General features: G+C 63.8%; 23 protein-coding genes and 2 tRNA genes. 12 read left to right on the plus strand and 13 right to left on the minus strand.

Going from position 1 to position 24,102, the window contains the following annotated elements; all coding sequences use genetic code 11:
- Positions 1-193: 193 nt before the first annotated feature.
- On the plus strand, positions 194-601 hold the full coding sequence (locus BN69_RS10580) for a Ros/MucR family transcriptional regulator (RefSeq protein ID WP_014891600.1): 408 nt from the start codon (positions 194-196) through the stop codon (positions 599-601).
- Positions 602-685: 84 nt separating this feature from the next.
- Here BN69_RS10580 and BN69_RS10585 read toward each other — a convergent pair whose 3' ends face one another.
- Positions 686-1,051 (minus strand): TIGR02300 family protein, encoded by a 366-nt coding sequence (locus BN69_RS10585; RefSeq protein ID WP_014891601.1) that lies wholly within the window; start codon positions 1,049-1,051, stop codon positions 686-688.
- 163 nt (positions 1,052-1,214) lie between these two features.
- Between BN69_RS10585 and BN69_RS10590 the strand changes: the two genes are divergently transcribed.
- From BN69_RS10590 to BN69_RS10615, 5 genes are all read left to right on the plus strand, one after another.
- Positions 1,215-1,288: transfer RNA gene (locus tag BN69_RS10590), tRNA-Gly, on the plus strand.
- A 652-nt stretch (positions 1,289-1,940) separates the two neighbouring features.
- Positions 1,941-5,111 (plus strand): helicase-related protein, encoded by a 3,171-nt coding sequence (locus BN69_RS10600; RefSeq protein WP_014891603.1) that lies wholly within the window; start codon positions 1,941-1,943, stop codon positions 5,109-5,111.
- A gap of 105 nt (positions 5,112-5,216) precedes the next feature.
- On the plus strand, positions 5,217-6,629 hold the full coding sequence (locus tag BN69_RS10605) for a mannose-1-phosphate guanylyltransferase/mannose-6-phosphate isomerase (protein WP_014891604.1): 1,413 nt from the start codon (positions 5,217-5,219) through the stop codon (positions 6,627-6,629).
- A 26-nt stretch (positions 6,630-6,655) separates the two neighbouring features.
- A complete protein-coding gene (locus BN69_RS10610; RefSeq protein ID WP_014891605.1) occupies positions 6,656-6,982 on the plus strand; it encodes an antibiotic biosynthesis monooxygenase family protein in 327 nt (108 codons plus the stop codon).
- Entirely contained in the window at positions 6,979-7,656 is a 678-nt protein-coding gene (locus BN69_RS10615) for a phosphoribosylanthranilate isomerase (RefSeq protein ID WP_148277085.1), read from the plus strand. The genes BN69_RS10610 and BN69_RS10615 overlap by 4 nt, the downstream gene beginning before the upstream one ends.
- A 6-nt stretch (positions 7,657-7,662) precedes the next feature.
- On the opposite strand, the gene BN69_RS10620 is transcribed toward BN69_RS10615, so the two are convergent.
- Positions 7,663-8,742, minus strand: coding sequence for a Fic family protein (locus BN69_RS10620; protein WP_014891607.1), 1,080 nt, complete (start codon positions 8,740-8,742; stop codon positions 7,663-7,665).
- 164 nt (positions 8,743-8,906) lie between these two features.
- On the opposite strand from BN69_RS10620, the gene trpB reads away from it, so the two are divergent.
- Positions 8,907-10,145, plus strand: a complete 1,239-nt coding sequence (gene trpB, locus BN69_RS10625) for a tryptophan synthase subunit beta (RefSeq protein ID WP_014891608.1) — start codon at positions 8,907-8,909, stop codon at positions 10,143-10,145.
- Positions 10,146-10,200: 55 nt separating this feature from the next.
- On the opposite strand, the gene BN69_RS10630 is transcribed toward trpB, so the two are convergent.
- The 3 genes from BN69_RS10630 to BN69_RS10640 all read right to left on the minus strand — a co-directional run bounded on the left by BN69_RS10630 (position 10,201) and on the right by BN69_RS10640 (position 12,943).
- The gene (locus BN69_RS10630; protein WP_014891609.1) at positions 10,201-11,145 is read right to left on the minus strand and encodes an acetyltransferase domain-containing protein; all 945 of its coding nucleotides are present in this window, start codon (positions 11,143-11,145) and stop codon (positions 10,201-10,203) included.
- The gene (locus BN69_RS10635; protein WP_014891610.1) at positions 11,142-12,140 is read right to left on the minus strand and encodes a hypothetical protein; all 999 of its coding nucleotides are present in this window, start codon (positions 12,138-12,140) and stop codon (positions 11,142-11,144) included. Before BN69_RS10635 ends, BN69_RS10630 begins: the two co-directional genes overlap by 4 nt.
- A gap of 251 nt (positions 12,141-12,391) precedes the next feature.
- Positions 12,392-12,943, minus strand: coding sequence for a L,D-transpeptidase (locus BN69_RS10640; RefSeq protein WP_014891611.1), 552 nt, complete (start codon positions 12,941-12,943; stop codon positions 12,392-12,394).
- A gap of 157 nt (positions 12,944-13,100) precedes the next feature.
- On the opposite strand from BN69_RS10640, the gene mepA reads away from it, so the two are divergent.
- A complete protein-coding gene (gene mepA / locus BN69_RS10645) occupies positions 13,101-14,039 on the plus strand; it encodes a penicillin-insensitive murein endopeptidase (RefSeq protein WP_014891612.1) in 939 nt (312 codons plus the stop codon).
- Positions 14,040-14,041: 2 nt separating this feature from the next.
- Here mepA and msrA read toward each other — a convergent pair whose 3' ends face one another.
- Together msrA and BN69_RS10655 are read right to left on the minus strand one after the other, a co-directional pair.
- On the minus strand, positions 14,042-14,692 hold the full coding sequence (gene msrA / locus BN69_RS10650; RefSeq protein ID WP_014891613.1) for a peptide-methionine (S)-S-oxide reductase MsrA: 651 nt from the start codon (positions 14,690-14,692) through the stop codon (positions 14,042-14,044).
- A 32-nt stretch (positions 14,693-14,724) separates the two neighbouring features.
- Positions 14,725-15,042, minus strand: a complete 318-nt coding sequence (locus tag BN69_RS10655) for a hypothetical protein (RefSeq protein ID WP_014891614.1) — start codon at positions 15,040-15,042, stop codon at positions 14,725-14,727.
- A 128-nt stretch (positions 15,043-15,170) separates the two neighbouring features.
- Here BN69_RS10655 and BN69_RS10660 point away from each other — a divergent pair.
- A tRNA-Ser gene (locus tag BN69_RS10660) sits at positions 15,171-15,260 on the plus strand.
- 176 nt (positions 15,261-15,436) lie between these two features.
- Here the strand turns inward: BN69_RS10660 and BN69_RS10665 are convergent.
- From BN69_RS10665 to BN69_RS10680, 4 genes are all read right to left on the minus strand, one after another.
- Positions 15,437-16,192 carry an HvfC/BufC N-terminal domain-containing protein gene (locus BN69_RS10665; RefSeq protein WP_014891615.1) on the minus strand — a complete coding sequence of 252 codons (756 nt, stop codon included), beginning with the start codon at positions 16,190-16,192 and terminating at the stop codon, positions 15,437-15,439.
- Positions 16,182-17,297 (minus strand): MNIO family bufferin maturase, encoded by a 1,116-nt coding sequence (gene bufB, locus BN69_RS10670; RefSeq protein WP_158491309.1) that lies wholly within the window; start codon positions 17,295-17,297, stop codon positions 16,182-16,184. The genes BN69_RS10665 and bufB overlap by 11 nt, the downstream gene beginning before the upstream one ends.
- A gap of 113 nt (positions 17,298-17,410) precedes the next feature.
- Positions 17,411-18,658, minus strand: a complete 1,248-nt coding sequence (locus BN69_RS10675; RefSeq protein WP_014891617.1) for an MFS transporter — start codon at positions 18,656-18,658, stop codon at positions 17,411-17,413.
- A gap of 51 nt (positions 18,659-18,709) precedes the next feature.
- Positions 18,710-19,168 carry a cupin domain-containing protein gene (locus BN69_RS10680; protein ID WP_148277087.1) on the minus strand — a complete coding sequence of 153 codons (459 nt, stop codon included), beginning with the start codon at positions 19,166-19,168 and terminating at the stop codon, positions 18,710-18,712.
- Positions 19,169-19,423: 255 nt separating this feature from the next.
- On the opposite strand from BN69_RS10680, the gene BN69_RS10685 reads away from it, so the two are divergent.
- Genes BN69_RS10685 through BN69_RS10695 form a run of 3 tightly spaced genes read left to right on the plus strand, consistent with a single transcriptional unit; the run spans position 19,424 to position 22,207 of the window.
- Positions 19,424-20,245, plus strand: coding sequence for a 3-hydroxybutyrate dehydrogenase (locus BN69_RS10685; protein ID WP_014891620.1), 822 nt, complete (start codon positions 19,424-19,426; stop codon positions 20,243-20,245).
- A 32-nt stretch (positions 20,246-20,277) separates the two neighbouring features.
- Positions 20,278-21,414: a patatin-like phospholipase family protein gene (locus tag BN69_RS10690; protein WP_014891621.1), complete on the plus strand. Its 1,137-nt coding sequence runs from the start codon at positions 20,278-20,280 to the stop codon at positions 21,412-21,414.
- A gap of 31 nt (positions 21,415-21,445) precedes the next feature.
- Positions 21,446-22,207: a peroxiredoxin-like family protein gene (locus BN69_RS10695; RefSeq protein ID WP_148277089.1), complete on the plus strand. Its 762-nt coding sequence runs from the start codon at positions 21,446-21,448 to the stop codon at positions 22,205-22,207.
- On the opposite strand, the gene BN69_RS10700 is transcribed toward BN69_RS10695, so the two are convergent.
- On the minus strand, positions 22,169-23,062 hold the full coding sequence (locus BN69_RS10700; protein ID WP_014891623.1) for a LysR family transcriptional regulator: 894 nt from the start codon (positions 23,060-23,062) through the stop codon (positions 22,169-22,171). The genes BN69_RS10695 and BN69_RS10700 overlap by 39 nt on opposite strands.
- A 175-nt stretch (positions 23,063-23,237) precedes the next feature.
- Entirely contained in the window at positions 23,238-24,056 is an 819-nt protein-coding gene (locus BN69_RS10705) for a rhomboid family intramembrane serine protease (protein WP_014891624.1), read from the minus strand.
- Positions 24,057-24,102: the final 46 nt, after the last annotated feature.

Here is a 24,102-nt window from a genome sequence, read left to right on the forward strand (position 1 = left end):
AAAGCGCGAAATTCTGATTTATCAACTATGCAGAATTGGGCGGCGCCAATAGTGCATAATATTTCTTGATGCAGTCGCACTATTCTGTTACGCAGTCAACAAGTAACGGCAGGGCGACGATTCTATGCATCAAAGCATTGAACAAGGGCGGCGGGGGCGGCGTCCGTCTCAACAGGAAGTGGTGAGCAATCCGATGAATCAAGCCAACAACATTGAACTCGCGGCTGACATCGTCTCCGCCTATGTGAGCAACAACTCCGTTCCCGCCGGAGAGTTGCCTGGGCTTATCAGCGAAGTCTACAGCGCCCTGTTGCGGGTTGGCGCGGGCTCCGCGGCGACGCCCGCCGAGCCGCCGAAACCGGCGATTCCGGTCAAGCGTTCGGTGACCAATGATTACATCATCTGCCTTGAGGACGGGAAGAAGTTCAAGTCGTTGAAGCGCCATCTGCGCACGCAATATGGTCTTTCGCCTGAAGACTATCGTGATAAGTGGGGCCTTCCGGCCGACTATCCGATGGTTGCGCCCAACTACGCCAAGGCGCGGTCTAACCTCGCCAAGCAGATGGGACTCGGCCAGCAGCGCCGGCGTCGCGGCAAATAAAAGGCGGCCAAACGGCCGCCTTCTCCACTTGACCTGAAAGCCGCGGCGCGCGCTGTCGCGCCAGGTCAGCGACGCCTCGACGATTCAGGTCTCTTCGTCAGTTTCAATGTCGCCGTCGATCAATCCGGAAACATCGTCGTCGGCCTCTTCCTCCTCGAGGAAGGTGTCGTCTTCGGCGTCGTCTCCCTCGATCTCCACATCATCTTCGACATCGATCGATTCCGCCACGGCCTCCGTCTCCTCGACTTCTTCGAGCGACACCGTTTCGGGGTTCTCCTTTTCGAGTTCGCTCTCTTCTTCTTGTTGCGCGCGCGCCGCCGCGCGCGTCAGCGCCACAATCTGATAAACCGCGCCGCATTTCGGACAGGTGATCGGGTCCTTGTTGAAGTCATAAAACTTCGTCCCGCAGGACTGACATTGGCGTTTGGCGCCGAGTTCGGGTTTTGCCACGGTCGATTGGTCCTCGAGAAGCAGCGTGGGCACGCCCCGCCTGTATTGAGAGACTATGTGGGCGCTCCGGTTAGTGGCGTCCCGCCTCGCTGTCAAATGGGAAATGCATTGTCTGCGCGCCCATTGCCAAGCGCCGCGCAGATTGGCATAGAATCACCCTCACGCGGGTGTAGCTCAATGGTAGAGCAGCAGCCTTCCAAGCTGAATACGAGGGTTCGATTCCCTTCACCCGCTCCAGCCCTTCCGGTGAGCTTTCCTCCGCGCGAACGATTGCGGCCCGCCGGTTCGCTCCGCTCTAAGAGTCGCGCCAAACACGCGAATCGACCTCGGCGTTTACCATTGCGCATAGAGGCGCGCCGCGCAAAGCCGCCGCGACGTCGAGAAGCCGCGCATGCGAACGTCGCGCCGCCTCGTCCAGGCGTCCCAGAGAAGGACGCGGCGTTAAGCGTTCGCGTTCGTTTTCTCCTGGCTCCTCGTAGCGACGCGGCGGCTGACGCGCTCGAGGGTCGCGCAAATCCGCCGGAACGCAACGCCAACCGCGATCGAACGCTGATTCGTGCCTGCTGCGTTCCCGATTGATCCCAAAGCTTAACCGCAAGCCGCCAAACCGGCTAATCTTGGTCGTTGACAGCAGCGACGAAAGGAGTCCGCCTGCGGCTCTTTCGCGAAGACCAGACGCGACGCCATCGACGAGCCGTTCTCGCAACTTCTGGCGTTTCGATTTGGCTGCGCGTCCATATATTGTTGGAACAGAGCGTGACTCGGCGAGAGTCAGCGATTCGGGCGCGATTCGTTCCCAGGCTGTTCAGAAGGTAAAGTCGCGCCCTGCTCGAAGTTTCGATATGAAACGAAGGCGCGCCGCGGCGCGCGTCAGGCAGCAAAGAAGAACATGACAGTCGCGCCGTCTTATCCGGCGAGCCGCGCCGCCCCCCGCGCAAGACCGTTCGACAGGGGCGTGGCGGCGGTGCTCGGCCCCACCAACACCGGCAAGACGCATCACGCCATCGAGCGTATGTTGTCCTTTCCCTCCGGCGTCATTGGGCTGCCGCTGCGCCTGCTCGCCCGTGAGGTCTATAATCGCGTCGCCGCGCGCGTCGGCGCGGACAATGTCGCGCTCATCACCGGCGAGGAAAAGATCAAGCCCCGGGCGCCGGCCTATTGGGTCGCGACCGTGGAAGCCATGCCGCGCGACGTTCAGGCGGATTTCGTCGCGATCGATGAAATCCAGCTCGCCGCCGATCTCGACCGCGGCCACATTTTCACCGACCGTCTCCTCCACTGGCGCGGACGCCAGGAGACTCTCCTGATCGGCGCCGCGACGATGGCGCCGCTCGTCACAGAACTCTTTCCCGGCGCGCCGATCTTTACGCGCCCGAGGCTTTCAAAACTTTCCTTCGCCGGCGACAAGAAGATCTCGAGGCTGCCGCCGCGCAGCGCCATCGTCGCCTTTTCCGCCGAAGAGGTTTACGCGATCGCGGAACTGATCAAGCGCCAGCGCGGCGGGGCGGCCGTCGTGCTCGGCGTGCTGTCGCCCCGCACGCGCAACGCGCAGATCGAGCTCTATCAGGGCGGCGACGTCGACTACATTGTCGCGACCGACGCCATCGGCATGGGGCTCAATCTCGACGTCGATCATGTCGCCTTCGCCTCCGATCGCAAATTCGACGGATTGCGTCATCGCAGGCTGACGCCGGCGGAATTTGGACAGATCGCCGGCAGAGCGGGTCGCCATATGAGCGACGGCTTTTTCGGCGCGACCGGCCGCTGTCCGCCCTTCGACGAGGAATTGATCGAGGCTTTAGAGGACCACCGCTTCGATCCGGTGAAGACTCTGCAATGGCGCAGCAGCGTCCTCGATTTTTCTTCGATCGACGCGCTGATGCATTCTCTCGACCAGGTCCCGGCGCATCCCGATCTGGTGCGCGCGCGGGTCGCAGACGATCAACGGGCGCTCGAAGCCGCGAGCCGTGACGACGTCGCGCGCCGCAACGCCAAGACGACGGCCGATGTCGCGCGGCTGTGGGAAGCCTGCCAGATCCCAGATTACCGCAAGACGTCGCCTGCCGCGCACGCCGAGCTCGCGCTGGCGATATTCGCATTCATCGCCCGGCGCGGCAAGATCCCCGAGGATTGGATGGCGCGGCAGATCGAAGCGGTCGATCGCATCGACGGCGACATCGCCACGCTGTCGAACCGCCTCGCGCAAGTGCGTACCGCAAGTTTTATCGCCAATCGTTCCGGCTGGCTCGACGACTCTCAGCATTGGCAGAGCGTCGCGCGTCGGGTAGAGGACAGCATATCCGACGCGTTGCACGACAGACTGACGCAGCGTTTCGTCGACCGCCGCACCAGCGTGCTGGCGCGCCGCTTAAGAGAGAATGCAATGCTTGAAGCCGAAATCAACGCCGCCGGCGACGTTCTGGTCGAAGGCCAGCACGTCGGAAGCCTTCAGGGATTTCGCTTCACGCCGGATCCCGGCGCGGCGGGCGAAGCGGCCAAGACGTTGAACGCGGCGGCGCAGAAGGCGCTTGCAGGAGAATTCGAGGCGCGGGCGACCCGCGTCTTCGACGCCGTCGACGACGCCTTCGCGCTCGGCAATGACGGGCTGATTCGCTGGCTGGGCGAGCCTGTGGGGAAAATCGCCTCCGGCGCCGGCGTGCTGGCGCCGACGACGCGCGTGCTCGCCGACGAGCAGCTGACAGGACCGGCGCTGGAGAAGGTCAAGCAACGCCTCGACCTCTGGCTCGCGCAACACGTCAAGAAGCTGCTCGGGCCGCTCGAGCAGCTGGAGAAGGGCGAAGGTTTGGAAGGGGTGACGCGCGGCGTCGCCTTCCAGCTCGCCGAAGAATTGGGCGTGCTCGACCGCGCGCGCGTCGCCAAGGACGTGAAGGCGTTTTCCCAGGAGGATCGCGCCGCGCTGCGCAAGCTCGGCGTGCGGTTCGGGGCCTATCACATCTATGCGCCCGCGCTGCTCAAGCCAGCGCCGCGCGCGCTTTCCGCCTTGCTTTGGGCGCTGCATCACGGCGGTCTCGAGAACGTGAAGGGGCTTGAGGAAGTGCCGCATCTGGCAGCCTCCGGACGCACCTCCTTCGCCGCCGACGCGTCGATCCCGAAAGGCTTTTATCGCGCCGCCGGTTTTCGAGTCTGCGGCGAGCGCGTCGTACGCGTCGATATTCTCGAACGTCTCGCCGATCTCATTCGGCCGGCGATCGCCTATCGTCCGGGGCTCAGCGCGGGCGAGCCGCCGCCCGGCGCGGCCGACGCCGACGGCTTCGTCGTCACCGTCGCGATGACCTCGCTCACCGGCTGCTCCGGCGAGGCTTTTTCTTCGATCCTGAAATCGCTCGGCTATGCTTCGACGCAGCGTCCAGGACCGGCCATCACTGTACCGATCGTGCCGGCGGCTCCGATGGCGCCTGTGACGCCGAAGACCTCGGCCAAGCCGGCTGAAGCCCCGAGCGAAGACGTTCCGGCCGAAAGCGCCGCCGCCGAGGCGCCTGCCGCCGCCGAAGCGGAGGCGCCTGTCGCGCAGGAACCGGCCGACGCGCAGGAAGCGCCGGCCGAGGAACGCGCCGCCGCAGCGCCGACGATCGAGACGCCGGCGTCCGCCGCCGCGCAAGAGGGCGCGGAGGCGAGCGAAAAAGAGGCGACCGCGGCCCAAGCGCAGGAAGAGCCAGCCGCGGAGACTGCGCCGGCCAAAGCCGCGCCGACCGAGCTGGAAACGATCGAAATCTGGCGTCCGCAGCGCCACGTGCATTCCGCGCCGCGCCGCGAGGCCGGCGCGCATCGGCAGGCCCCCGGTCAGGGCGCCGAGGACAACAAGCAGCAGCGGCCGCCGCGCCGCGACCACCAGCGGCCCGGCAACGCGCCGGGCAAGGAGGGGCGTCCCGCCGGAAAGCCGCGCGTCGAGGGCCGTCCGCCGCGCGACGACGCCCGCTCCCGTCGCCCGGGAGGATTCGCCGCGCCGGAACGGCGCGAGCGCGAGCGTCAGCCCGATCCGGATTCGCCTTTCGCCAAGCTTGCGGCGCTGAAGGCCGAGCTTGAGAAGAAGGGGAAATAGCAGCGCTTGCGCTTCTGCCCATAGCTTCGCCATCGTATTGCCAATAGTCAGGCTGACAACTATTGCTGCCCCGGGGGCGGGCGCGGCCGAGTGCGAGAGGGGCTTATGAAGAAGATATTGCCCGTTATTATGTGCGGCGGATCGGGGACGCGGGTGTGGCCCGAGTCGCGCGAGACGCTTCCCAAGCAGTTCATTCCGCTCATTGGCGAGCGCTCCACCTTCCAGACGACGATGGCGATGCTGGCCGACCCGGCGTTCGAACGGCCGATCGTCGTCTCTAATTTCGACTACCGCTTCCTCATCGCCGACCAGCTGCGCGAGATCGGCGCGCAAGCCGACGTCGTGCTGGAGCCTTCGCGCCGCGATTCGGGTCCGGCGGTGGCCGTCGCGGCGGGCCTCGCCGCGCGCCGCGCGCCCGACACAGTCGTCGTCGTGCTCGCCGCCGACCATGTCGTTCGCGACACGGCGGGCCTCGTCGATCTGTGCAAGCGGGCGAGCGCCGCGGCGGCCCAAGGCTATATCGTCACGCTCGGCGTCAAGCCCGACGGCCCCGCGACGGGCTATGGCTATCTGCGCCCCGGCGCGCCGCTCGAGTCCTGTTGCGAGGTCTACAAGCTCGACGCCTTCGTCGAAAAGCCGGACCGCGCGACGGCGCAGGACTATGTCGACGCCGGCTATTTCTGGAACAGCGGCAACTTCATCTTTCGCGCCGACGTCATGCAGTCGGAGATCGCACAGTTCGAGCCGGGCATTTTCGCCGCCGCCGAAGCGGCGATCGAAGCGGCCCGCCAGGACCTCGGCTTCATGATTTTGAACGCCGAGGCCTTCGCGCATGCGCCGAAGAAATCGATCGACTACGCGGTGATGGAAAAGACCGAAAAGGCGGCGCTGATTCCGGCCGACATCGGCTGGTCCGACGTCGGCACCTGGCGCGCCGTGTGGGAATTGTCGGAGCGCGACAAAAACGGCAATTCGGTGCGCGGCCATGGCGTCGTCATGAACGCCCGCAACGTCCATGTGCGCTCCGAGGACACGCTGACCACCGTCGTCGGCGTCGACGACATCATCGTCGTGACGACCCAGGACGCCGTGCTGGTGCTGAGCCATGAGCATGGCGATCAGGTCAAACAGCTCGTCGAGAAGCTGCGCAGCGAAAACCGGCGCGAGGCCGGCGAACATAAGCGCATCTTCCGGCCCTGGGGGTACTACCAGGGGATCGACGAAGGCCAGCGCTATCAGGTGAAGCGCATCGTGGTGAAGCCGGGCCAACGCCTGTCGCTGCAGAAGCATTTCCACCGCGCCGAACATTGGATCGTCGTGCGCGGCACGGCGGAGGTTGGGCGCGACGAGGAAATCCATCTCGTCCACGAAAACGAATCGATTTACCTGCCGATCGGCAGCAAGCACCGCCTGACCAATCCCGGCAAGATCGATCTGGAGCTGATCGAAGTGCAGACCGGCTCCTATCTTGGCGAAGACGACATCGTCCGCTTCGAGGACGCGTATAATCGGGGGTGACGCTGCGACGCTTTTGAGAGAGCGGTATGACTGGTTTCGCGAAGACGCCATGCCCGCCCTACTACGCTGTGATTTTTACGTCGCAGCTGCACGAGACTGACGCCGCCTATGATAAAATGGCGGCTGCTCTGGCGCAGAAGGTGCGCGCGCGCCAAGGGTGCTTAGGCGTGGAAAGCGTGCGCGGCGCCAACGGCTATGGGATTACGGTCGCGTATTTTTCGGATCATTCCGCGATCGCGAGTTGGAAAGCCAACGCCGAACACCAGGAAGCCCAGCGACTCGGCAAGGAGCGCTGGTATGAAAAATACCAGGTGCGCTTTGCGCGGGTTGAGCGCGACTATGAAGGGCCGTGACGGAAAAATCCCACGTGATCGTCAAAATCTGCGGCCTGTCCTCGCCCGAGACGCTGCTTGCGGCGATCGAGGCCGGCGCCGATATGGCGGGCTTCGTCTTCTTCGAGAAGAGCCCGCGCCATATCGATCTTGAAACCGCGCGCACGCTCGGCCTTCTCGCGCAGGAGCGCATCGCCAAGGTCGCGCTCGCCGTCGACGCCGACGACGCCGCCCTCCAAGACATTATCGACGCGCTCGCGCCAGACTATCTGCAGCTGCATGGCAAGGAAACGCCGGCGCGGGTCGCCGAGGTGAAGGCGCGTTTCGGCCTGCCGGTGATCAAGGCGGCGGGGGTCGCGACGCCCGACGATGTCGAGGCGGCGCGCGCCTATGAAGACATCGCCGACGTCATTTTGTTTGACGCCAAGCCTGCGCCGAACGCCGCGATTCCCGGCGGCGGCGGCGTGGCCTTCGACTGGAATCTGCTGTGCGGCGTGACGGCGAAAAACTGGATGCTTTCAGGCGGACTCGATCCCGGGAACGTCGCGGCAGCGATGCGCCTGACCGGCGCCCGTGCGGTGGACGTCTCTTCCGGCGTCGAGCGCGAACGCGGCGTCAAGGACGCGGCGAAGATTGCAGCCTTCCTGGCCGCCGCTCGGCCTTCTTCGGGTGGCATAATGGGGGTAATAGCCTGATTCTCATTACCCTGTTTTTTGATTTGCTACCTCATTAATAATTTTGCGCCACCTTGCGCCGCGCCCTTTGCCGATGGATTGAAGGCGCCCAGAATCGCGCTCATTGCGCAGAACATGTCGAACCATGTCCCAGCCGACGCTCGGGCAACGCTCGTGTAGTTCGGAAATCGAGAAATCTCCGACCATCTGAGCAATCGCTTGCAGCACGAGCTGAGTCTTGACCCCTCTGCCGTCCTTCAGATCGCCGACATTGCGGGCGAACTCTTCGTATGCAGCGCGAATGACACTCAAAAAATAGGCGACCCAGGGACTCGGATCATGTCGACTTTCGTGCCAGCCCTGCGACGCTGAGTACAGCGTTTCATAGTAGCTTGCTTTTGTCCGTTCTATTAGGCGTTCGAGGGAAACGTAGCGAGCAACCTCATAGTCTTCGCGATACAGCAGCAAAACCGTAAGCAACCGCACCATACGCCCGTTTCCGTCAGAAAAAGGGTGTATGCAAAGAAAATCAAGGATGTATAGCGCAATCAGAATTAGGGGGTCGACATTTGTGTCCGCAGCCGATGCAAAATCCCGATGAAGCCCCGCCATCGCTTCAGGCGTCTTCCAAGCCGGCGTAGGCGTAAATCTCAAAAAAGTCGCGCCATCTGGTCGCCGCTCACTAATGACATTGTCCGTCTTTTTCCAATCGCCAGTATTGCCGCCGCCTGTGAACTTAAATAAATCGCGGTGAAGTTGAAGGACAAGGCTCGTCGTAAAATCCATGAAGCCGTGCCGCTCATGGATCAGGCCTAGAACATAGCGGTACCCCGCCACCTCGCCCTCCGACCTATTCGTCGGTTGCGGTTCGCCGTCGCATCGCACCAGTCGTTCGAGGACAGTGCGTGGCAGAGTAATACCTTCCAACCGATTCGACGATTCTGTGCTTTCAATAATTGCGATCTGCCTGAGATTTTCGAGAACTTCCGGCGCTCGCTCTTTGAATAGATCTTGCTTGCCCTTTCCTTCGCCAATCTCACGGACGGCGCTCACGACTTCGTGCGGCAGCGAAAGTGAATCGAGGACTTCTGGCTTGAAACTCGTCATCAGGCGCGTCTTTCGCAGAATGCCGGCAATTTCGATCGACCTAATGTAAGTTGATAAGGTTGAGGCGCAAGGAAGAGACGGGGCGGCCCGACATTTTTACAGTTGGCTTCCGTCCCCCAGACAAAACGTCTATTTAAAAGAAAAAGAGGCCAAGGGATGGTTCCGTGAACAAGCCGCTACCCAATTCCTTCCGCGCCGGCCCGGATGAAAACGGCCGCTTCGGCATTTTCGGCGGGCGTTTCGTCGCCGAAACGCTGATGCCGCTCGTGCTCGATCTCGAAGCGGCCTATGAGAACGCCAAGAACGACCCGGCTTTTCACGAAGAGCTCGCCGGGCTTCACAAATATTACGTCGGGCGTCCGTCGCCGCTCTATTTCGCCGAGCGCATCACCGACTATGTGCGTGAGCGCGCCGGCGAAGGCAAAGGCGCCAAGGTCTATTTCAAGCGCGACGAGCTCAACCACACCGGCGCGCATAAGATCAACAATGTGCTCGGGCAGATTCTGCTCGCGCGGCGCATGGGCAAGAAGCGCATCATCGCCGAGACAGGCGCCGGCCAGCATGGCGTCGCCACCGCCACCGCCTGCGCGCGCTTCGGATTGGATTGCGTCGTCTATATGGGCGCGGTCGACGTCGAGCGGCAGAAGCCCAACGTCTTCCGCATGAAGATGCTCGGCGCCGAGGTCATTCCCGTGCAGTCGGGCGCGCGCACGCTGAAAGACGCCATGAACGAAGCGCTGCGCGACTGGGTGACCAATGTCGCCGACACTTTCTATTGCATCGGCACGGCGGCGGGGCCGCATCCCTATCCGGCGATGGTGCGCGACTTCCAGTCGATCATCGGTAATGAGACGCGCGTGCAGATGCAGGAGATGGAGGGGCGCCTCCCCGATTCGCTCGTCGCCTGCATCGGCGGCGGCTCCAACGCCATCGGCCTGTTTCATCCGTTTCTCGACGACGCCAGCGTCGAGATCTACGGCGTCGAAGCTGCGGGCCATGGCGTCGACGTGCCGAACGGCCATGCGGCCTCGCTCATCGGCGGGCGCCCGGGCGTGCTGCACGGCAACCGCACCTATCTGTTGATGGATGACGATGGCCAGATTCTCGAAGGCCATTCGATTTCGGCGGGCCTCGATTATCCCGGCATCGGTCCCGAACATTCATGGCTGCATGAGATCGGCCGCGTGAAATATCTGAACGCCACCGACAAGGAGGCGCTGAACGCTTTTCAGCTCTGTTCGAAGCTCGAGGGGATCATCCCGGCGCTTGAACCTTCTCACGCGCTGGCGAAAGTGTTCGAACTCGCGGCGCAAAAGCCGCGCGATCATCTGATGGTGATGAATATGTGCGGCCGCGGCGACAAGGATATTTTCACGGTCGCCGAGCATCTCGGCGGGATGTGAAAGGGGGCGTGACGGATGAGGACCCTCATCCGACAGCATGAGGGCAATGCAAGGCTCATCTGTCCTGCGCCACACACTTTTGCGCGATCTCATTGAGCCTTCGCCCGCGCTCGATCTCATCGGTTACGCCGGCGAGCGCCCTGCTGCGGATCGTCTCCCGCGCCGTGCACTGGCAGGCGTCGTGGCAAGCCTTTCCTTCTCCGCCGTCCTCCAAGCAGCGCGCTTCGCATGAGGCGATGAATTCCGTCGCGTCGACCGCGGGCGGTACGAGATAGGCGATGCCCATAAGGAACGCGAAGAGCGCCGGCTGGTGCGCGAGATAGATGAGCAGGCTGTGCCGGCCGAGGAAGGGAAGCCATTCCCTCTTAGCAGGTGTGGGGAGAGGGTTAGCGCCCTCGCCGCTCGCACTCGCCCTTACCCCGTAAATGGGGAGAGACAGCTTTCCCGCCGCGACGCCGAGCAGCAGCGCGCCGGCCCAGGGAAACAGCGGGCGCCAGTCCTGGGTCATCGGCTCGCTGGTCGACAGCCCGAGCCATTGCAGCGAATCGGCGTTGAAGGCGGACGAGGTGAAGAACGCCCCGCCGACAAGGAAGAAAGCGCCGGCGGCGAGCGCGACGGGCCAGGGCGCGAGCAGAAAGGGAACCGCGATCAGGCTTGCGACCGCGATGCAATGCAGAATGCCGAAGAACACAAAAGCGTTGGGAAAAAGCGCATAGGTGCCCGCGCTCACCAGCGCCGCCGCCGCGCCGATGAGCGCCAAGCGGCGCCAGAAGGCCGACCAGCGGATATGAGCGCGATTCGCCAGGACCAGCGCAACGCCGGCGATGAAGAGAAAGGCGAAGGCGATCGAATGGCCGAAGATCCTGACCGGAGCCGTCCAAGGAAGATTGGCCGGCGCATAGCCGAAATGCGCGAGATCCCAGATGACGTGAAAAACCACCATCGCCAGGACGGCGATCCCGCGCGCCGCGTCGAGCGCCCGCCAGCGGCCCTGACTCATCGCCGCGCGGCCGCCGGCGGCGCGCCCTGGAACTTGCTGAACACCATGTCGGGCGCGGAAAGATTGTGGCGCGAAGGCAGATGGCGGCCGACCCACGCTTCCGTCGCGCTGGCGCCGGGGAAGCGAATGACGGGCGCCTCCTCCCAACTCTTGCCGCGCTTGCTGCGCCAGGCGACGATCGCGGCGTCGCTCATCGTCTCCATGGCGTACATCGACCGCAGCGCCGCGAAGGGCAATCCGTTCGGCATCGCCTGGCTGAAGGAGACATCGAGCGTTATCCGGTCCTGATCGACGCTCTTGATCGAGAGGCGGCCTTCGCCGCCGCGCCTAAATTTGAGGATCAGGCTGCGCGATTCAGGCTCGAAGACGATTTCCTCGATATCGACGATCGGCCGCTCCTGCGTCTCGACCGGCCCGACGAGAAAGGACGAGCCGTAAGCCGTCCAGCGCATGTCTTCGAAGGGCAGCGGCCGCGCCCGCCAATAGCCGTCGGGCGGGTAGAGCACCATGATCTCTTCGGCGCGCTCGCGATACCACATCCAGAATTGGATGAGATGGAATCCCCGCTCCACCCGATCGCCGACGCGGATCGGCACGTCGTTCGGCCGCCAGAACGAGGGAAAGGTGTAGCCCGTCAGCCAGAATTCCGGCGTCTCCCAGAAGGTCTTGCGGCGCGCCTGTGAAAACGCCTTGGGGTCGACGGTGAAATCGCAGCTCGACCAGTCGGGCGCCCAGCGATCCGAGGCGATCGTGTTGATGTAGGAGGGGTGCACCGCCTGGATTTGCAGACTGCGCACGCGCGGCGAGATGAAGTCGAGCTCGACATTGTCCTTCTCGGCGCAGAGCTCCGGCGCCGAATTATTCTCGACGCGAACCTGCAACTCTTCGGCCGCGTCCGGAGCCTGCGCCGCGGCTGAGCCGGCGAAGGCCAAGCCGCCAGCCCCCAAGCCGCCGGCTCCCAAAAGAAAGCGGCGGCGATCGAATGTCGTCGTCAAGCGGAAGATTCCCTGTTGCTTTTGAGGTCCTTATCGCGCGCAAAGGAAGCGCGCGGCAAGCGTCCGATGCATTAACGGACCGCAAAAGGCGAAAACAAGGAGTGGGCCCGCCCAGCGAGGACAGGCCCTTGCATAGAGCAGGCTCCGAAAAAATTGGCGAAGGTTTTCGATGAGAACCCGCTCCACCATTGCGAGCTTGAGCGAGTCCTATCGATCACGTGATTCCCTGCGACCGGGAGGCGCTCAGGCGTTCAGAACGGGCCGCCGCCAAAGAGGGCGGCGAAAGGATCGGCGACGGCGTATCCATCGCCATAGGAATGACGTCCCCGCGATCCCGCATAGGCGACGCCGCTCGCCCGCCGCGCGCTGGCGTAGTATTGGCCATGCGGCGGCGCGCCGGTGATCGAAATGCGGCCGCCTTCATTCTGCACCATCTGATACAGCATCGCCGCGTGGCCGGGCGAGAGGCGCACGCAGCCGTGCGAGGCCGGTCGGCCGAGCATCCCGGTCTCATAAGAGCCGTGAATCGCGTAGCCGCCGCGGAAAAAGATCGAGTGGGGCATGGGCGACATGTGATACTTTCGCGAATAATGCATGGGCTGCATGCCGGTGGGCGCAAACGAGCCGCGCGGCGTAGAATAGCCGGCGCGGGCGGTCGACACCGGCCACGAATAGCTGCCCGACGAAGACTGCACATGCATGGTCTGCGTCGAAAGATTGATGTGGATGTGGGCGGCGGCGTTCGCCGCGCTCGCCCACGCAACCGGACAAAGGATGAAAGGAAGGATGACGCGAATACGCATGATGGACTCCTAACCCAACGCGCGGGCGCCTCGCCGGGCATTTTGCTGTGGCTTGGCGCTCCATAAAGCTAAATGAAGCGGTAAGCTTTCCCGGCAAGGATGAATCGCAAACCTTTGCGCCGGCGACGCGCGCTTCGCGACTGGGGGCGAAACGCCCATGACGACAGATTCGATATTGCGCGCGCTCCGCGCGGCGCTGTTCGCCTTACCGTCCTTGACGACGCTGACGCCGATGGACGGCGCTCTGGCGCAGGATAAGGGCGCGATCGACCCGAAGCCGCTGCCGCCGCTCGCCAATCCGTCCAGTCCGGTGACGCCGGCGCGAGAGCTGTTCGGCCGCGCGCAGGCGGCGGCGCCGCTTCATCCCGATCCGATCGGCTTCTATTCGCGCGGCTGTCTCGCGGGCGGCGAGCCGCTGCCGATCAACGGCCCCCACTGGCAGGTCATGCGCCTGTCGCGCAACCGCAATTGGGGACATCCCAATCTCATCGCCTTTCTTAAAAACTATTCGTCGAAAGCGGCGAGGGAGTCGGGCTGGCCGGGCCTGCTCATCGGCGATCTGTCGCAACCGCGCGGCGGGCCGATGCTCTCCGGCCACGCGTCGCATCAGATCGGGCTCGACGCCGATATCTGGCTTGCGCCGATGCCCGACCGCGAACTCACCCGCGAAGAGCGCGAAGAGCTGATGTCGACCGACGTCGTGCGCGACGACGGGCTCGACGTCCGCCCCGAGGTCTGGAGCGCCGGCCACATCGCCGTGATCCGGGCGGCGGCGATGGAGCCGGCCGTGCAGCGCATCTTCGTCAACGCCGCGATCAAACGCGCGCTCTGCCGCTCGGCGCAGGGCCAGAACTGGATGCACAAGGTCCGGCCGATGTGGGGGCACAACTACCACTTCCACATCCGGCTTCACTGCCCGAACGGCTCCAACTGCCGCGATCAGGACCCCACGCCCGCCGGCGACGGCTGCGACGCCTCGCTCGCCTGGTGGTTCCAGGACGGGGTGCTGCACGCGAAGAAATCAGGAAAAAGCTGGCCGCCGATGACCATGGCGGGCCTGCCCGCCGCCTGCCGCGAGGTGCTGCGCGCGCAGTAGCCTCAGCCGGAGCAGTCGCCGAGCGGGCAGGCGACGCCGGTGCCGCCCAGTCCGCAGTAGCCGCCAGGATTTTTGGCGAGATACTGCTGGTGATACGCCTCGGCGTAATAAAACGGCGGGTTTTCGAGGATTTCCGTCGTGATCGCGCCGAGGCCCGCCTGCGTCAATACGCGTTGATACATGGCGAGCGACTCCTTCGCGGCGGCGAGCTGTTCCGGCGTCGAGACGTAGATCGCCGAGCGATATTGCGTGCCGGAATCATTGCCCTGGCGCATGCCCTGCGTCGGGTCATGGCCCTCCCAGAAGATGCGCAGCAGCTGGTCGAAGGTCATCATCGGCGGCTGGTAGACGACGCGCACCACCTCCGCATGGCCGGTGCGGCCGCTGCAGACGTCCTCATAGGTGGGATTTTTCGTCGTTCCGCCGGCGTAGCCGACCGCCGTCACAAAGACGCCGTCGCCCGCCTGCCAGAACTTGCGCTCCGCGCCCCAAAAGCAGCCCATGCCGAAGAGGACCTGTTCGGACCCGAGCGGAAACGGCGGGTCGAGCGGCCGCCCGCTGACGAAATGAAGCGCCCCATGCGCCACGGGCGTTTCGCGGTCGGGAATGGGCCCGAGCAGTTTGGAAAGACCGAGTTCGTCGAAGATCGTCATGACGCCGATATAGTGTGGCGGCTCGCGGGAGACTAGCGGCGGGCGTAGTAGAGCGGCGCCGACCGCCGATGGCTGAGCAGGATCAGCAGGGCCCCGACGCCGCCGAAGGCGACGCTGACCGGCGCCAGCATCAGCGTGGTCAGAACCGGATCCCACAGAAAGGCCGAGACGCTCTCGACGCTCGACTGCAGCGACTGATAGAGGCCGGGAAACACCGTGGACGCGCCCCTGTTGATGCTCGTCACCATGACGCGGCCGGCGGCGATCGAGCGCGTGCCGTCGACGATGAGGGCGATGAAGCCGCCGGCGAGCAAGAGAAGGCCGATCAGTCGGATGAGGAGTCGCAGCATGGTCTCTTCGTGCGAACGTAGATGTTGCGATGGGTTCGAAAAAGCGTGGGGAGAATAGGCGCCGCGGGCGCGTCTGTCCATGCTTGGCGTTGCGTTCCGGTCGCGCGTGAATATAGTGCGCGCTTCGCGGAGGGGTGGCCGAGTGGTTGAAGGCGCACGCCTGGAAAGTGTGTATGCGGGAAACCGTATCGCGGGTTCGAATCCCGCCCCCTCCGCCACGTCGGAACTGTCCGGACCGAGGACATAGGCGACAGTCCGTTCCTAAGACATGGGTGACAACCTCGGGCCGAACGGGTTGTCCGCATCGCAAGAAGCGTCTCGCCAACGCCGCCGATGAAGGCGAGATCCGATTGGCGAAGTGACGCGTCGCGCGCATCGACATTTGTCCCGGACATCAGTTCAGCTCCATTTTCTCGAAATAATGGATCGCGCCGCTGTCGAGCAGGCGCTTGAATGGCGCGCCGACATTCTCTTCAGGATGAGCTTTCGCGGCGCGAAGGGCGGCGTCGGCGACGCTTCGACCTTGCGCCAATCCGTGCAGCAAGAGGAATTCGACGCGATCAATCACCATCGCCTCGACGGCGCCAAACGGCCGCGTCAGCAAGATTCCGCTGGCGCCGCGCGGCGGCGAAGCGACGTCTTCGATCGCGTTTTGCCGGAGCGCCAACCAGGCGATTGGCGCGGGCGTCGCGAACCAGCGAAAGCGCGTCGCGGAATGCAGAACCGCCTTCGCCTGAGCCCATTCGACGTCGGCGATCTGAGAGACCGTTAGTCCCGCCGCGTCGGGCGGATCATGCGCCAGATGCGATTCGATTTGCATCCGGTCGATGCGGGCGATGTCCGTTAGACACGGAAAACGAGCGGAGCGCGTCCGCAAATCGCCATGCGCCGCAAATCTGTCGTCATAGGAAGCCAGCACCGGATTTGTCGGCGGATTCGAGCGGAAGAAGTCCAGCGCCAGCATGCGAAAGCCGAACTCTCCGAGAATCTTGCGCACGGTGGGATAGGCGCCGGCAAGCGCCTCGATCGCCGCCATCGCCGAATTGTTGCGGTAGACGGCGAATCCGGGCCAGCGATCGAATTCACTTTCTCCACCGGACAGGATCGCGGCGGCGAAATCGCGCTGGAACGTTGCAAGATCAGCATGCATGGGCGAACTCCCCGCGATCGGCGAGATAAGCCGCGGCGCGATCGCGCTCCGCGAGCAGGTTGGAAAACGGCGGAACGTCGCCGTCGCGTTCGAGTAGAACGGGAACTTCGCCGACCCGGGAAAGCAGCGCGCCGAGAAGGCGCCAGACGGGTTCCGCGACAGGCGCGTCATGGCTATCGATCAGCAGGGCGCCGCCGTGGACGGCGTCGGGGCGATGGCCGGCGATATGGATTTCTTCGATATCGCGCGCCGGCAGCGCGTCGATATAGCGCCGCGGCGAGTAGCCGAGATTGTTGGCGCTCACCCAGACATTATTCACATCGACAAGCAGTCCGCAGCCGGTTCGACGAACCAGTTCACGAAGAAACGCCGGTTCATCCCAGTCGTGATCCGGGAGCGGCATATAGTGGGAGGGGTTCTCGATCAGAATCCGTCGCCGCAGCGCCTCCTGCGTCTGATCGATATTGCGGGCGAGGCATTGAAGCGCCTCATTGCTCCGCGGGGCCGGCAGCAGATCGGGCAGACAGGTTTCGCCGACGCGCGACCATGCGAGATGCTCGGATACGAGAAGCGGTTCGACCCGTTCGACGAGATCGCGCAAGCGCGCCAGATGTTCCGGATTGATCTTCTCCGCCCCCGCGAGCGACAGTCCGACGCCATGCAGGGACAAGGGTCGTTCGGCGCGGAGCGCCTCCAGCATGGCGATCCGCGGACCGCCCGCGACCATGTAATTCTCGGCGTGAACCTCGAACCACAGGCCGGCCGCCGGACAGGCAACCGCCTCTTCGAAATGAATGGGCTTGAAGCCTATGCCGGCGGTCGGACGCATGACGATCAGCCCTTTTGCGGCGTGAGCGAACCCATCCTTCGGCGTCTTGATCGAGACGCAGGCGCCGGCGTCGACATATTTCCAGGCGTCGCCCTGATAGTTCGCCTTGGACGTGCCGGCGCAGCTCGTGCCGGGGCCGGCGGCGCAGTCATTCTTGCCGGCGAGCGCGACGCCGTAGCACTTCTCCTTGCCGGCCTGCGGCGCGACCGGTCCCGCCTGCGCGGCGGCGGTCAAAGCGGCGAGGACGCCGGCGGCGATAGCAGCGGTGTTGTTCATCGTTTTGCTCCTCTTGATGCGCCGTCGCGGCGCACATCGACTTTCGCCGCTAATGAGAGATAAATCCGCTGCCAAAAATGCATGACTTCGATGCATGCCGCGCAGCCGACGCGTCACGCGGACGCATTCTCGACGAGTCCAGCCGCGAGCAGAGACGCCAACGCAAGCGAGATCGCGACGCCGGAGGCGGCGCCGCTCCAGCCAAACTTCTCGTAGAGCGCGCCGATCGCCGCCGCGCCGGCGAGGCCGCCCGAATAATAGGCCGAGAGATAAAGGCCGCTTGCAGCGGCGCGCTCGAATTTCGCGGCTCTCCCAACGAAGCTCGTGACAACGGCCTGCGCGACGAACGCGCCCGACGAAAAGAGCGCCATGCCAAGAAGAATTACCGGTATGTTGGCCGCCAGCGACAAGAACGCGCCGATGACCGCGGATAAAAGCGCGAACGCCGCCGCCGTCGCCGTCCCTAGGCGCGCGCTCAAAGGACCGGCCAACGGCGTCGTCGCGAGCGAAGGCGCAAAGCACAGGAACGCCAGGCCGGCCGCTTTCATCGATAGTTCGCCCGCAGGCGCGGCGAGCGCGAACCCGACATAGCTGAACAAGCCGACAAAGCCGAAGAGGATCAGAAAACCCACGGCGTAAGCTCGTCTCAAGGCCGGGTTGCGGAGGTGCCGCGCGAACACCGCCACAAGCTCCCGCGCCTCCACGCGGAGCGGCAGCGGCGCGACGTGAGTCAGCGTCACGAATGCGAGCAGCGCGCCGGAAAGATTGAGCGCTGTGAGCGCAAGGAATGCGGCGGGGGCGCCAAATTCCTCGGCGACATTCGAGGCGATCAGCCTGCCGAGCAGATTGGCGAGAACGCTTCCGGTGACATAGGCCGCGAGCGCGCGCGGCATGTCGTGCTTGCTGCATCTTTCGGCGAAATGCGCCAGGGTCAGCGTAAAGGCGCTCGCCATGAACACGCCTTGAAGCACCCGAAGCAAGGTGAATGACAGTAACGTCGGCGCAATCGCGAGCAACGCCGTCGGCGCCGCAAGAAGCGCGAGACTGACCCAGATTCCGGCGCGACGCGACAATCCGCGCACGGCCCCGGCGGCGATCGGGCCCGCGACCGCCATGCCCAGCGTGCTTGCATTGACAGCGAGGCCTATTTGGGTCGGGCCCACACGATACAGATGCATGAGTTGCGGAAGAATCGCCTGGGCGGCGAAGAGATCAACGAGCGTCAGAAAGCCGATGGAGCCGATGGCGAGGGAACGCACGCCAGGACTCGCTTGCAGCTCCGACGGCGGCGAAGGTTTTTGGGCAGGCTGATGCATCAGGCTCTCCGGATAGAAAAACGCCACGCGCGCGATGGAACGCATGCGTAGCGCCCTGCTCGGCACTGTCGATCGATCGAGTCCGGCCCGAGCGATCTACTCGCGTCCCTTCACATCCGCGGAGAGCAACTCCACGACCGTCTTGCCGCGATTGACCCAGTAATGCGTGACTTCCGCGGTTTCGTTCACCGTTTCGCCGGCGCGATGAACGATCGGCATGCGGCAATTGCTGGCGTATTCGAGAATCTCGCCCTTGAGCGTGATGATGATCGCCGGCCGGCCATTGTGGCTGTGGAACGGGACCACGCCGCCGGGCTGAATAACGAGTCTGCGCAGACGAAGGTCGCGCCCGTTCACCCCGAGCTCCTGGCCGAGGTCGATCGAACCGATCACCTTATCGCTCACGCCCTTCGGCGCGGTCGGATGATCCGCGAGCGCATTGGCGCCCTCCTGTCCGGAAGGACACTGGCCGGCTTGGGAAGGCGCGGCGGACATGCTCGCAAGAGCGCAGCCCGCCATAGCGCCGACGATCAAGAATTTTTTGAAAGTGGTCATTTCATTCTCCTCGGGTCTGGAAGACGATCGGTATCGCGCCTTCGATGTTCATCAACACGAGGGGAAGTTATCCGCGGGGAGCGTGCGCAACCATTCGAATGTCCGCATCAAGTCGATGCAAAAAGCGCATGGCGAAGCGAGCGCGCATAACCATCGGCTATCGAGATTAAAACGAGACGGCATTTCAAAACATCTCGGCCGCGGCGCATGGTTCGGCCATCGCCGCCATGCGGCGTAAGAGATGGAGCCGAAATAATGGACATGCAGGTTCTCGAAAACCCTCGCACGTCGGGACATCTGTCCGGCCGCATCGCGGTCGTCACGGGCTCGACATCGGGAATTGGGCTCAGCGTCGCGCGCGCGCTCGCACGCGCCGGGGCCGATATCGTGATCAATGGACTCGGCGATCGACGGGACATCGATCGCACTTGCGAGGAGCTCGCCGATGAAAGCGGCGTGAAAGTCATTTTTGACGACGCGAATCTCGTGGATCCGGTCGAAGCGCGCAATCTGATCGTCCGCTCGGTGTGGAAATTCGGCAAGGTCGACATTCTCGTCAACAATGCCGGCGTCCAGCATGTGAATCCGATCGAGAATTTTCCCGACGATAAGTGGGATACGATCATCGCGCTCAATCTTTCCGCCGCCTTCCACACGATCAAGGCGTCATTCGGCGGGATGAAGGCGAACAATTTCGGCCGCATCGTCAATGTCGCCTCGGCGCATGGTCTCGTCGCCTCGCCTTTCAAGAGCGCCTATGTCGCCGCGAAGCACGGCGTCGTCGGACTGACTAAGGCGGTGGCGCTGGAAGGCGCGGAATTTGGGGTCACCTGCAACGCCATCTGCCCCGGCTATGTCTGGACGCCGCTCGTCGAAAATCAGATCGACAGCACCGCGATGGCGCGCGGCCTGACGCGCGAAGAAGTCATACGCGATGTGTTGCTGGCGGCGCAGCCCACCAAGCGCTTCGCCGAAACGGAAGAGATCGCGGCGCTTGCCGTGTTTCTCGCGAGCGACTCAGGCAAATCGATCACCGGAGCCGCATTGCCGATCGACGGCGGATGGACCGCGCATTGAAGCAATGCGCAACAATTTTAATGAGGAACGCCATGACAAATCTTGCATCCGAAATCAAGGAATTCGGGCAGCTTGTGCTCGTCCTGCAAGGCGGCGGCGCGCTTGGCGCCTATCAGGCGGGCGTTTACCAAGCCTTTCATGAAGCCGGGCTGGAACCCGACTGGGTGATCGGCACCTCGATCGGCGCGATCAATGCGTCGATTATCACCGGCAATGCGCCGGAAGCGCGCATGGAGAAACTGCGCGAGTTCTGGAAACGCGTGGAACATGCGCATTTTCTTCACGCGCCCTCTACCGCTTTTTTCGGCGCGCTGCTTCGCAACAGCTTCGCGATAAGCGCCGGCATTCCAAGTTTCTTCCGCCCCAATCTCGCGGCTTTCGTCAGTCCGCATACGCCGCTCGGCGCCGACCAGGCGGCCTACTATTCGGTCGAGCCGTTGAAGGAGACAATGCGCGACCTCGTGGACTTCGGCCGGATCAACGCCGGCCCGACGCGCCTGACGGTCGGCGCCTGCGACGTGCAAACCAGCGAAATGCGCTATTTCGACAGTCGCGAGGAACGCCTGACATTCAATCACATATTGGCTTCCGGCGCGTTGCCCCCGGCTTTTCCGGCCGTCCGCATCGATGGCAGACTTTACTGGGACGGCGGCATCCTCTCCAACACGCCCGTCGAAGCGGTGTTCGACGACGCGCGCCGAAGAAGCGGAATCGTCTTTGTCGTGCATCTATGGAACCCGCATGGCGCCGAGCCGCGCACCATTTGGGAGGTCATGAACCGGCAAAAGGACCTACAATATTCCAGCCGCGCGGGGACCCACATAAAGCGGCAGCGACAGCTTCACTATCTGAGGCATGTCATCGCGGAATTATCGCGCAAATTGCCCGCGGACATACGCCAGGATCCGGAGGTCGAACGACTCGCCCAATACGGGTGCCTGACCAGGATGCATGTTGTGCGCCTCCTCGCGCCCCAGCTTGATAATGAAGACCACACGAAGGACATCGACTTCAGCGCCCACGGCATCAGAAGCCGTTGGGAGGCTGGCTATCGCCACATGCGGGCGACGCTGGAAAGGCCGCCCTGGCGAGAGACTTTCGATCCGGTCGAAGGGTTCATTCTTCACGAAACGCGCGGCGACGGCGCCTCGCTGCCGCCAGGCAATTGATATGGTAGGCTCGGGCGAGGAGATCGTTCGAATGGAAGTTTCGCAACTTCTTGCCGCGCTCGAAGACGCCTTTCTTCGCATCGGCAGCGAGAATGCCCCTTTGGGCGACAAGCTCAAATATATCGCCGACGAGGTTCGGCGGTTGAGTCCCGTTTTCGCCGGGGCCGTCGACAATTTCGTCAATCGGCTGGAGCAAGTCGCCGCCGGAAGCCTCGCGCCGCGGATCGGAGAGAAAATGCCCTCCTTCCTGCTGCCGGACGAGCAAGGTCGGCTCGTCAGCCTTGACGCGCTGCTGCGCGCGGGCCCGGTCGCGATCGCATTCATCCGCGGACATTGGTGCCCCTATTGTCGGTTGAACGCGGCGGGGCTGGCTCAAATCGAAGATGCGATGAAGCCGGTTCAGCTCGTGGCGATCTCGGCGGAAACGCGGAAATACACGCGCGAGATCAAACGCGAGGCGAAGGCGCGCTTTCCTTTTCTTTCCGATGTCGACAATGGTTACGCCCTGGCGCTGAATCTCGCGATCTGGGTGCCTGACGACATGTCGTCGCTCATCGCGGCGGCCGGTTGGGATGTGCCGTGTTACCAGGGGGGATCGGCTTGGATACTGCCGGTGCCGTCCGTGTTTCTTCTGGATCGGGAGGGAGTGGTCCGGTTTCGTCACGTCGATCCCGACTATCGGCGGCGGCTCGAACCGTCGGCGCTGATCGCCGCGGCCGCCGACATGGCCTCGTCATCGGCGAAATGCGCGACTTTATCCGAGAACCATGGTCCAGTCGGCGCCGCGCAATAGGTTAAGCAGCGCCATGGCCTCGCGCGAGCGCGGGCGTCCCGATATCATGCAGACGGAGACAGGGCGCTCGACGTCGATGCTGTGGATTCGCAGGTGACGAATGCCGCCGGTCCGCAGCGCGCTCGCAAGCGTGAGACCGACGCCAAAGCCGGCGCGCACCAGCGCCTCGAGGTCGCCGAGCGAATCCACCTCATGGACGTTGACGAGCGAAAGACCCGCCGACGTCAGACGTTCGACTTCGGCGTCGGTGGCGTCGACGCCTTTATGCAGCAGGAGCCGATACGCGCATAATTGAGTCGGCTCCAGCGCCGCGCCATTGCCGCGCGCGAGGTCGTGTTCATCGCAGGCGATGATGTCGAAATAGTCGTCGAACATGCGCCAGGAATCGAGACGGTCCGACCCCTCGCCGAATGCGCTTCCGATCGCGAGATCGACTTCCCCTTTCTCCAGCATCTGTCGGATGGCGGGCGAGCCGCCCCTCTTCAGCCTGAGCAACAGCTCGGGGAAGGCGGCATACATTTCGCTCAGCGCCGGCATCAGCAACGCGATGTCGACGGCGCTCGCGACCGCGACATTGAGGGTCGCGATCTCGCCCTTCTTCAGGGACGTCGCCAGCGCCTTCGCGGTGACGGCGCTTTCGTGGCACTGGCGGAGGAGCGGCACCATGCGCTGCCCGAGGTCGGGCAGGTGGGACAGCCGTCCCTCCCGGCGGATCAGATCGCCGCCGAGTTCATCCTCCAGCAGCTTGATGGCGCGCGTCAGCGCCGGCTGGGAGACATTGCATTGCTCCGCCGCCCTGGTGAAATTGAGGGTCTGGGCCACGGCCAGGAAATAGCGAACCTGCTGCATTTCCATTGAAGGATGTCCACGTCGGCCCCGTTCGCCTGCTGGCCCGCATCGCACCAATTGATTCACGGGAGGAGCGTGACGCGCCAATGTCAAGCTTAGCACGAACCTCTCGATCAACGCATATCCGCCGCGCAGTTTCTCGACGTGAGCGCTCGGCGGACACGCAGATCAAAAACTGCGATCAGGGCGCGTCGTCGCCGGCGTCCGGCGGGCGCGGCGCGGGGGCGAGCGGGCCGCCGCGGTCGAACAGCCTGTGCCGGCGGCGCTTGAACGCCGGCGTCAGCACCAGGCCCGCGGCGATGCCGCCGACATGCGCCATCCAGGCGACCGCGCCGCCCTCGCCCATGGAGGCGTTGATGAGCTGCATCACAATCCAGGCGCCGACGAAAAGCCAGCCCGAGGCGACAAAGGAGAAGAGCGGCGCCCGCAGCCCCAGGATCGACTTCAGGCGCGTCCCCGAGAGCCAGGCGCCGAGCCAGATCGGCGCAAGCGCCAGCGAGAGCGGCGGAAAGATTCCCGCCACCGTGGCGCGCGGATGGAGCAGCAGAAAGGCCGCGCAGACCCCGGAGATCGCGCCCGACGCGCCGACGAGCGGCAAGATCGAATGCGGCGTGGCGTAGATGTAGAAGACGCCGGAGGCGACGCCGCAAGAGAGATAGAACAGAAGATAATGGAGCGACCCCATGGCGTCTTCGACATTGTCGCCGAAGACATAGAGGAACAGCATATTCGAGCCGAGGTGCATCCAAGACGAGTGAAAGAACAGCGCGGTGACGAGCGTCAACGCCGGCGGAGGACCGACGATCCAGTCGGCGAGCTGGGCCTCGCCGAAGAGCACGCGCGGGATGATCGCGAAGCCGCGCACGACGGTCAGCGGATCGCCGAAGATCTCGCTCTGCACGACGAGGAAGATGACGACGTTGAGCGCGATCAGCGTCCAATTCACGATCGGCCGCCGCAAATAACGCAACGGCGCGTCGTCATAGATCGGCATCACCATGGGCGCGCTCCTTATCAATCGCTAGCCTAACATATGGCGACGCCGA

Source organism: Methylocystis sp. SC2 (genome assembly GCF_000304315.1).
Classification (GTDB): domain Bacteria; phylum Pseudomonadota; class Alphaproteobacteria; order Rhizobiales; family Beijerinckiaceae; genus Methylocystis.

Coding starts and splice junctions, on each gene's coding strand:
- BN69_RS10680 (WP_148277087.1), bottom strand. CDS start 19,168: ATGACCACTTTCAAAAAATTCTTGATCGTCGGCGCTATGGCGGGCTGC.
- BN69_RS10620 (WP_014891607.1), bottom strand. CDS start 8,742: ATGACGAGTTTCAAGCCAGAAGTCCTCGATTCACTTTCGCTGCCGCAC.
- BN69_RS10705 (WP_014891624.1), bottom strand. CDS start 24,056: ATGGTGATGCCGATCTATGACGACGCGCCGTTGCGTTATTTGCGGCGG.
- mepA (WP_014891612.1), top strand. CDS start 13,101: ATGACGACAGATTCGATATTGCGCGCGCTCCGCGCGGCGCTGTTCGCC.
- BN69_RS10690 (WP_014891621.1), top strand. CDS start 20,278: ATGACAAATCTTGCATCCGAAATCAAGGAATTCGGGCAGCTTGTGCTC.
- BN69_RS10580 (WP_014891600.1), top strand. CDS start 194: ATGAATCAAGCCAACAACATTGAACTCGCGGCTGACATCGTCTCCGCC.
- BN69_RS10700 (WP_014891623.1), bottom strand. CDS start 23,062: ATGGAAATGCAGCAGGTTCGCTATTTCCTGGCCGTGGCCCAGACCCTC.
- BN69_RS10655 (WP_014891614.1), bottom strand. CDS start 15,042: ATGCTGCGACTCCTCATCCGACTGATCGGCCTTCTCTTGCTCGCCGGC.
- BN69_RS10605 (WP_014891604.1), top strand. CDS start 5,217: ATGAAGAAGATATTGCCCGTTATTATGTGCGGCGGATCGGGGACGCGG.
- BN69_RS10675 (WP_014891617.1), bottom strand. CDS start 18,658: ATGCGTTCCATCGCGCGCGTGGCGTTTTTCTATCCGGAGAGCCTGATG.
- BN69_RS10630 (WP_014891609.1), bottom strand. CDS start 11,145: ATGAGTCAGGGCCGCTGGCGGGCGCTCGACGCGGCGCGCGGGATCGCC.
- BN69_RS10600 (WP_014891603.1), top strand. CDS start 1,941: ATGACAGTCGCGCCGTCTTATCCGGCGAGCCGCGCCGCCCCCCGCGCA.
- BN69_RS10665 (WP_014891615.1), bottom strand. CDS start 16,192: ATGCATGCTGATCTTGCAACGTTCCAGCGCGATTTCGCCGCCGCGATC.
- BN69_RS10640 (WP_014891611.1), bottom strand. CDS start 12,943: ATGCGTATTCGCGTCATCCTTCCTTTCATCCTTTGTCCGGTTGCGTGG.
- BN69_RS10610 (WP_014891605.1), top strand. CDS start 6,656: ATGACTGGTTTCGCGAAGACGCCATGCCCGCCCTACTACGCTGTGATT.
- BN69_RS10695 (WP_148277089.1), top strand. CDS start 21,446: ATGGAAGTTTCGCAACTTCTTGCCGCGCTCGAAGACGCCTTTCTTCGC.
- msrA (WP_014891613.1), bottom strand. CDS start 14,692: ATGACGATCTTCGACGAACTCGGTCTTTCCAAACTGCTCGGGCCCATT.
- BN69_RS10685 (WP_014891620.1), top strand. CDS start 19,424: ATGGACATGCAGGTTCTCGAAAACCCTCGCACGTCGGGACATCTGTCC.
- bufB (WP_158491309.1), bottom strand. CDS start 17,297: ATGAACAACACCGCTGCTATCGCCGCCGGCGTCCTCGCCGCTTTGACC.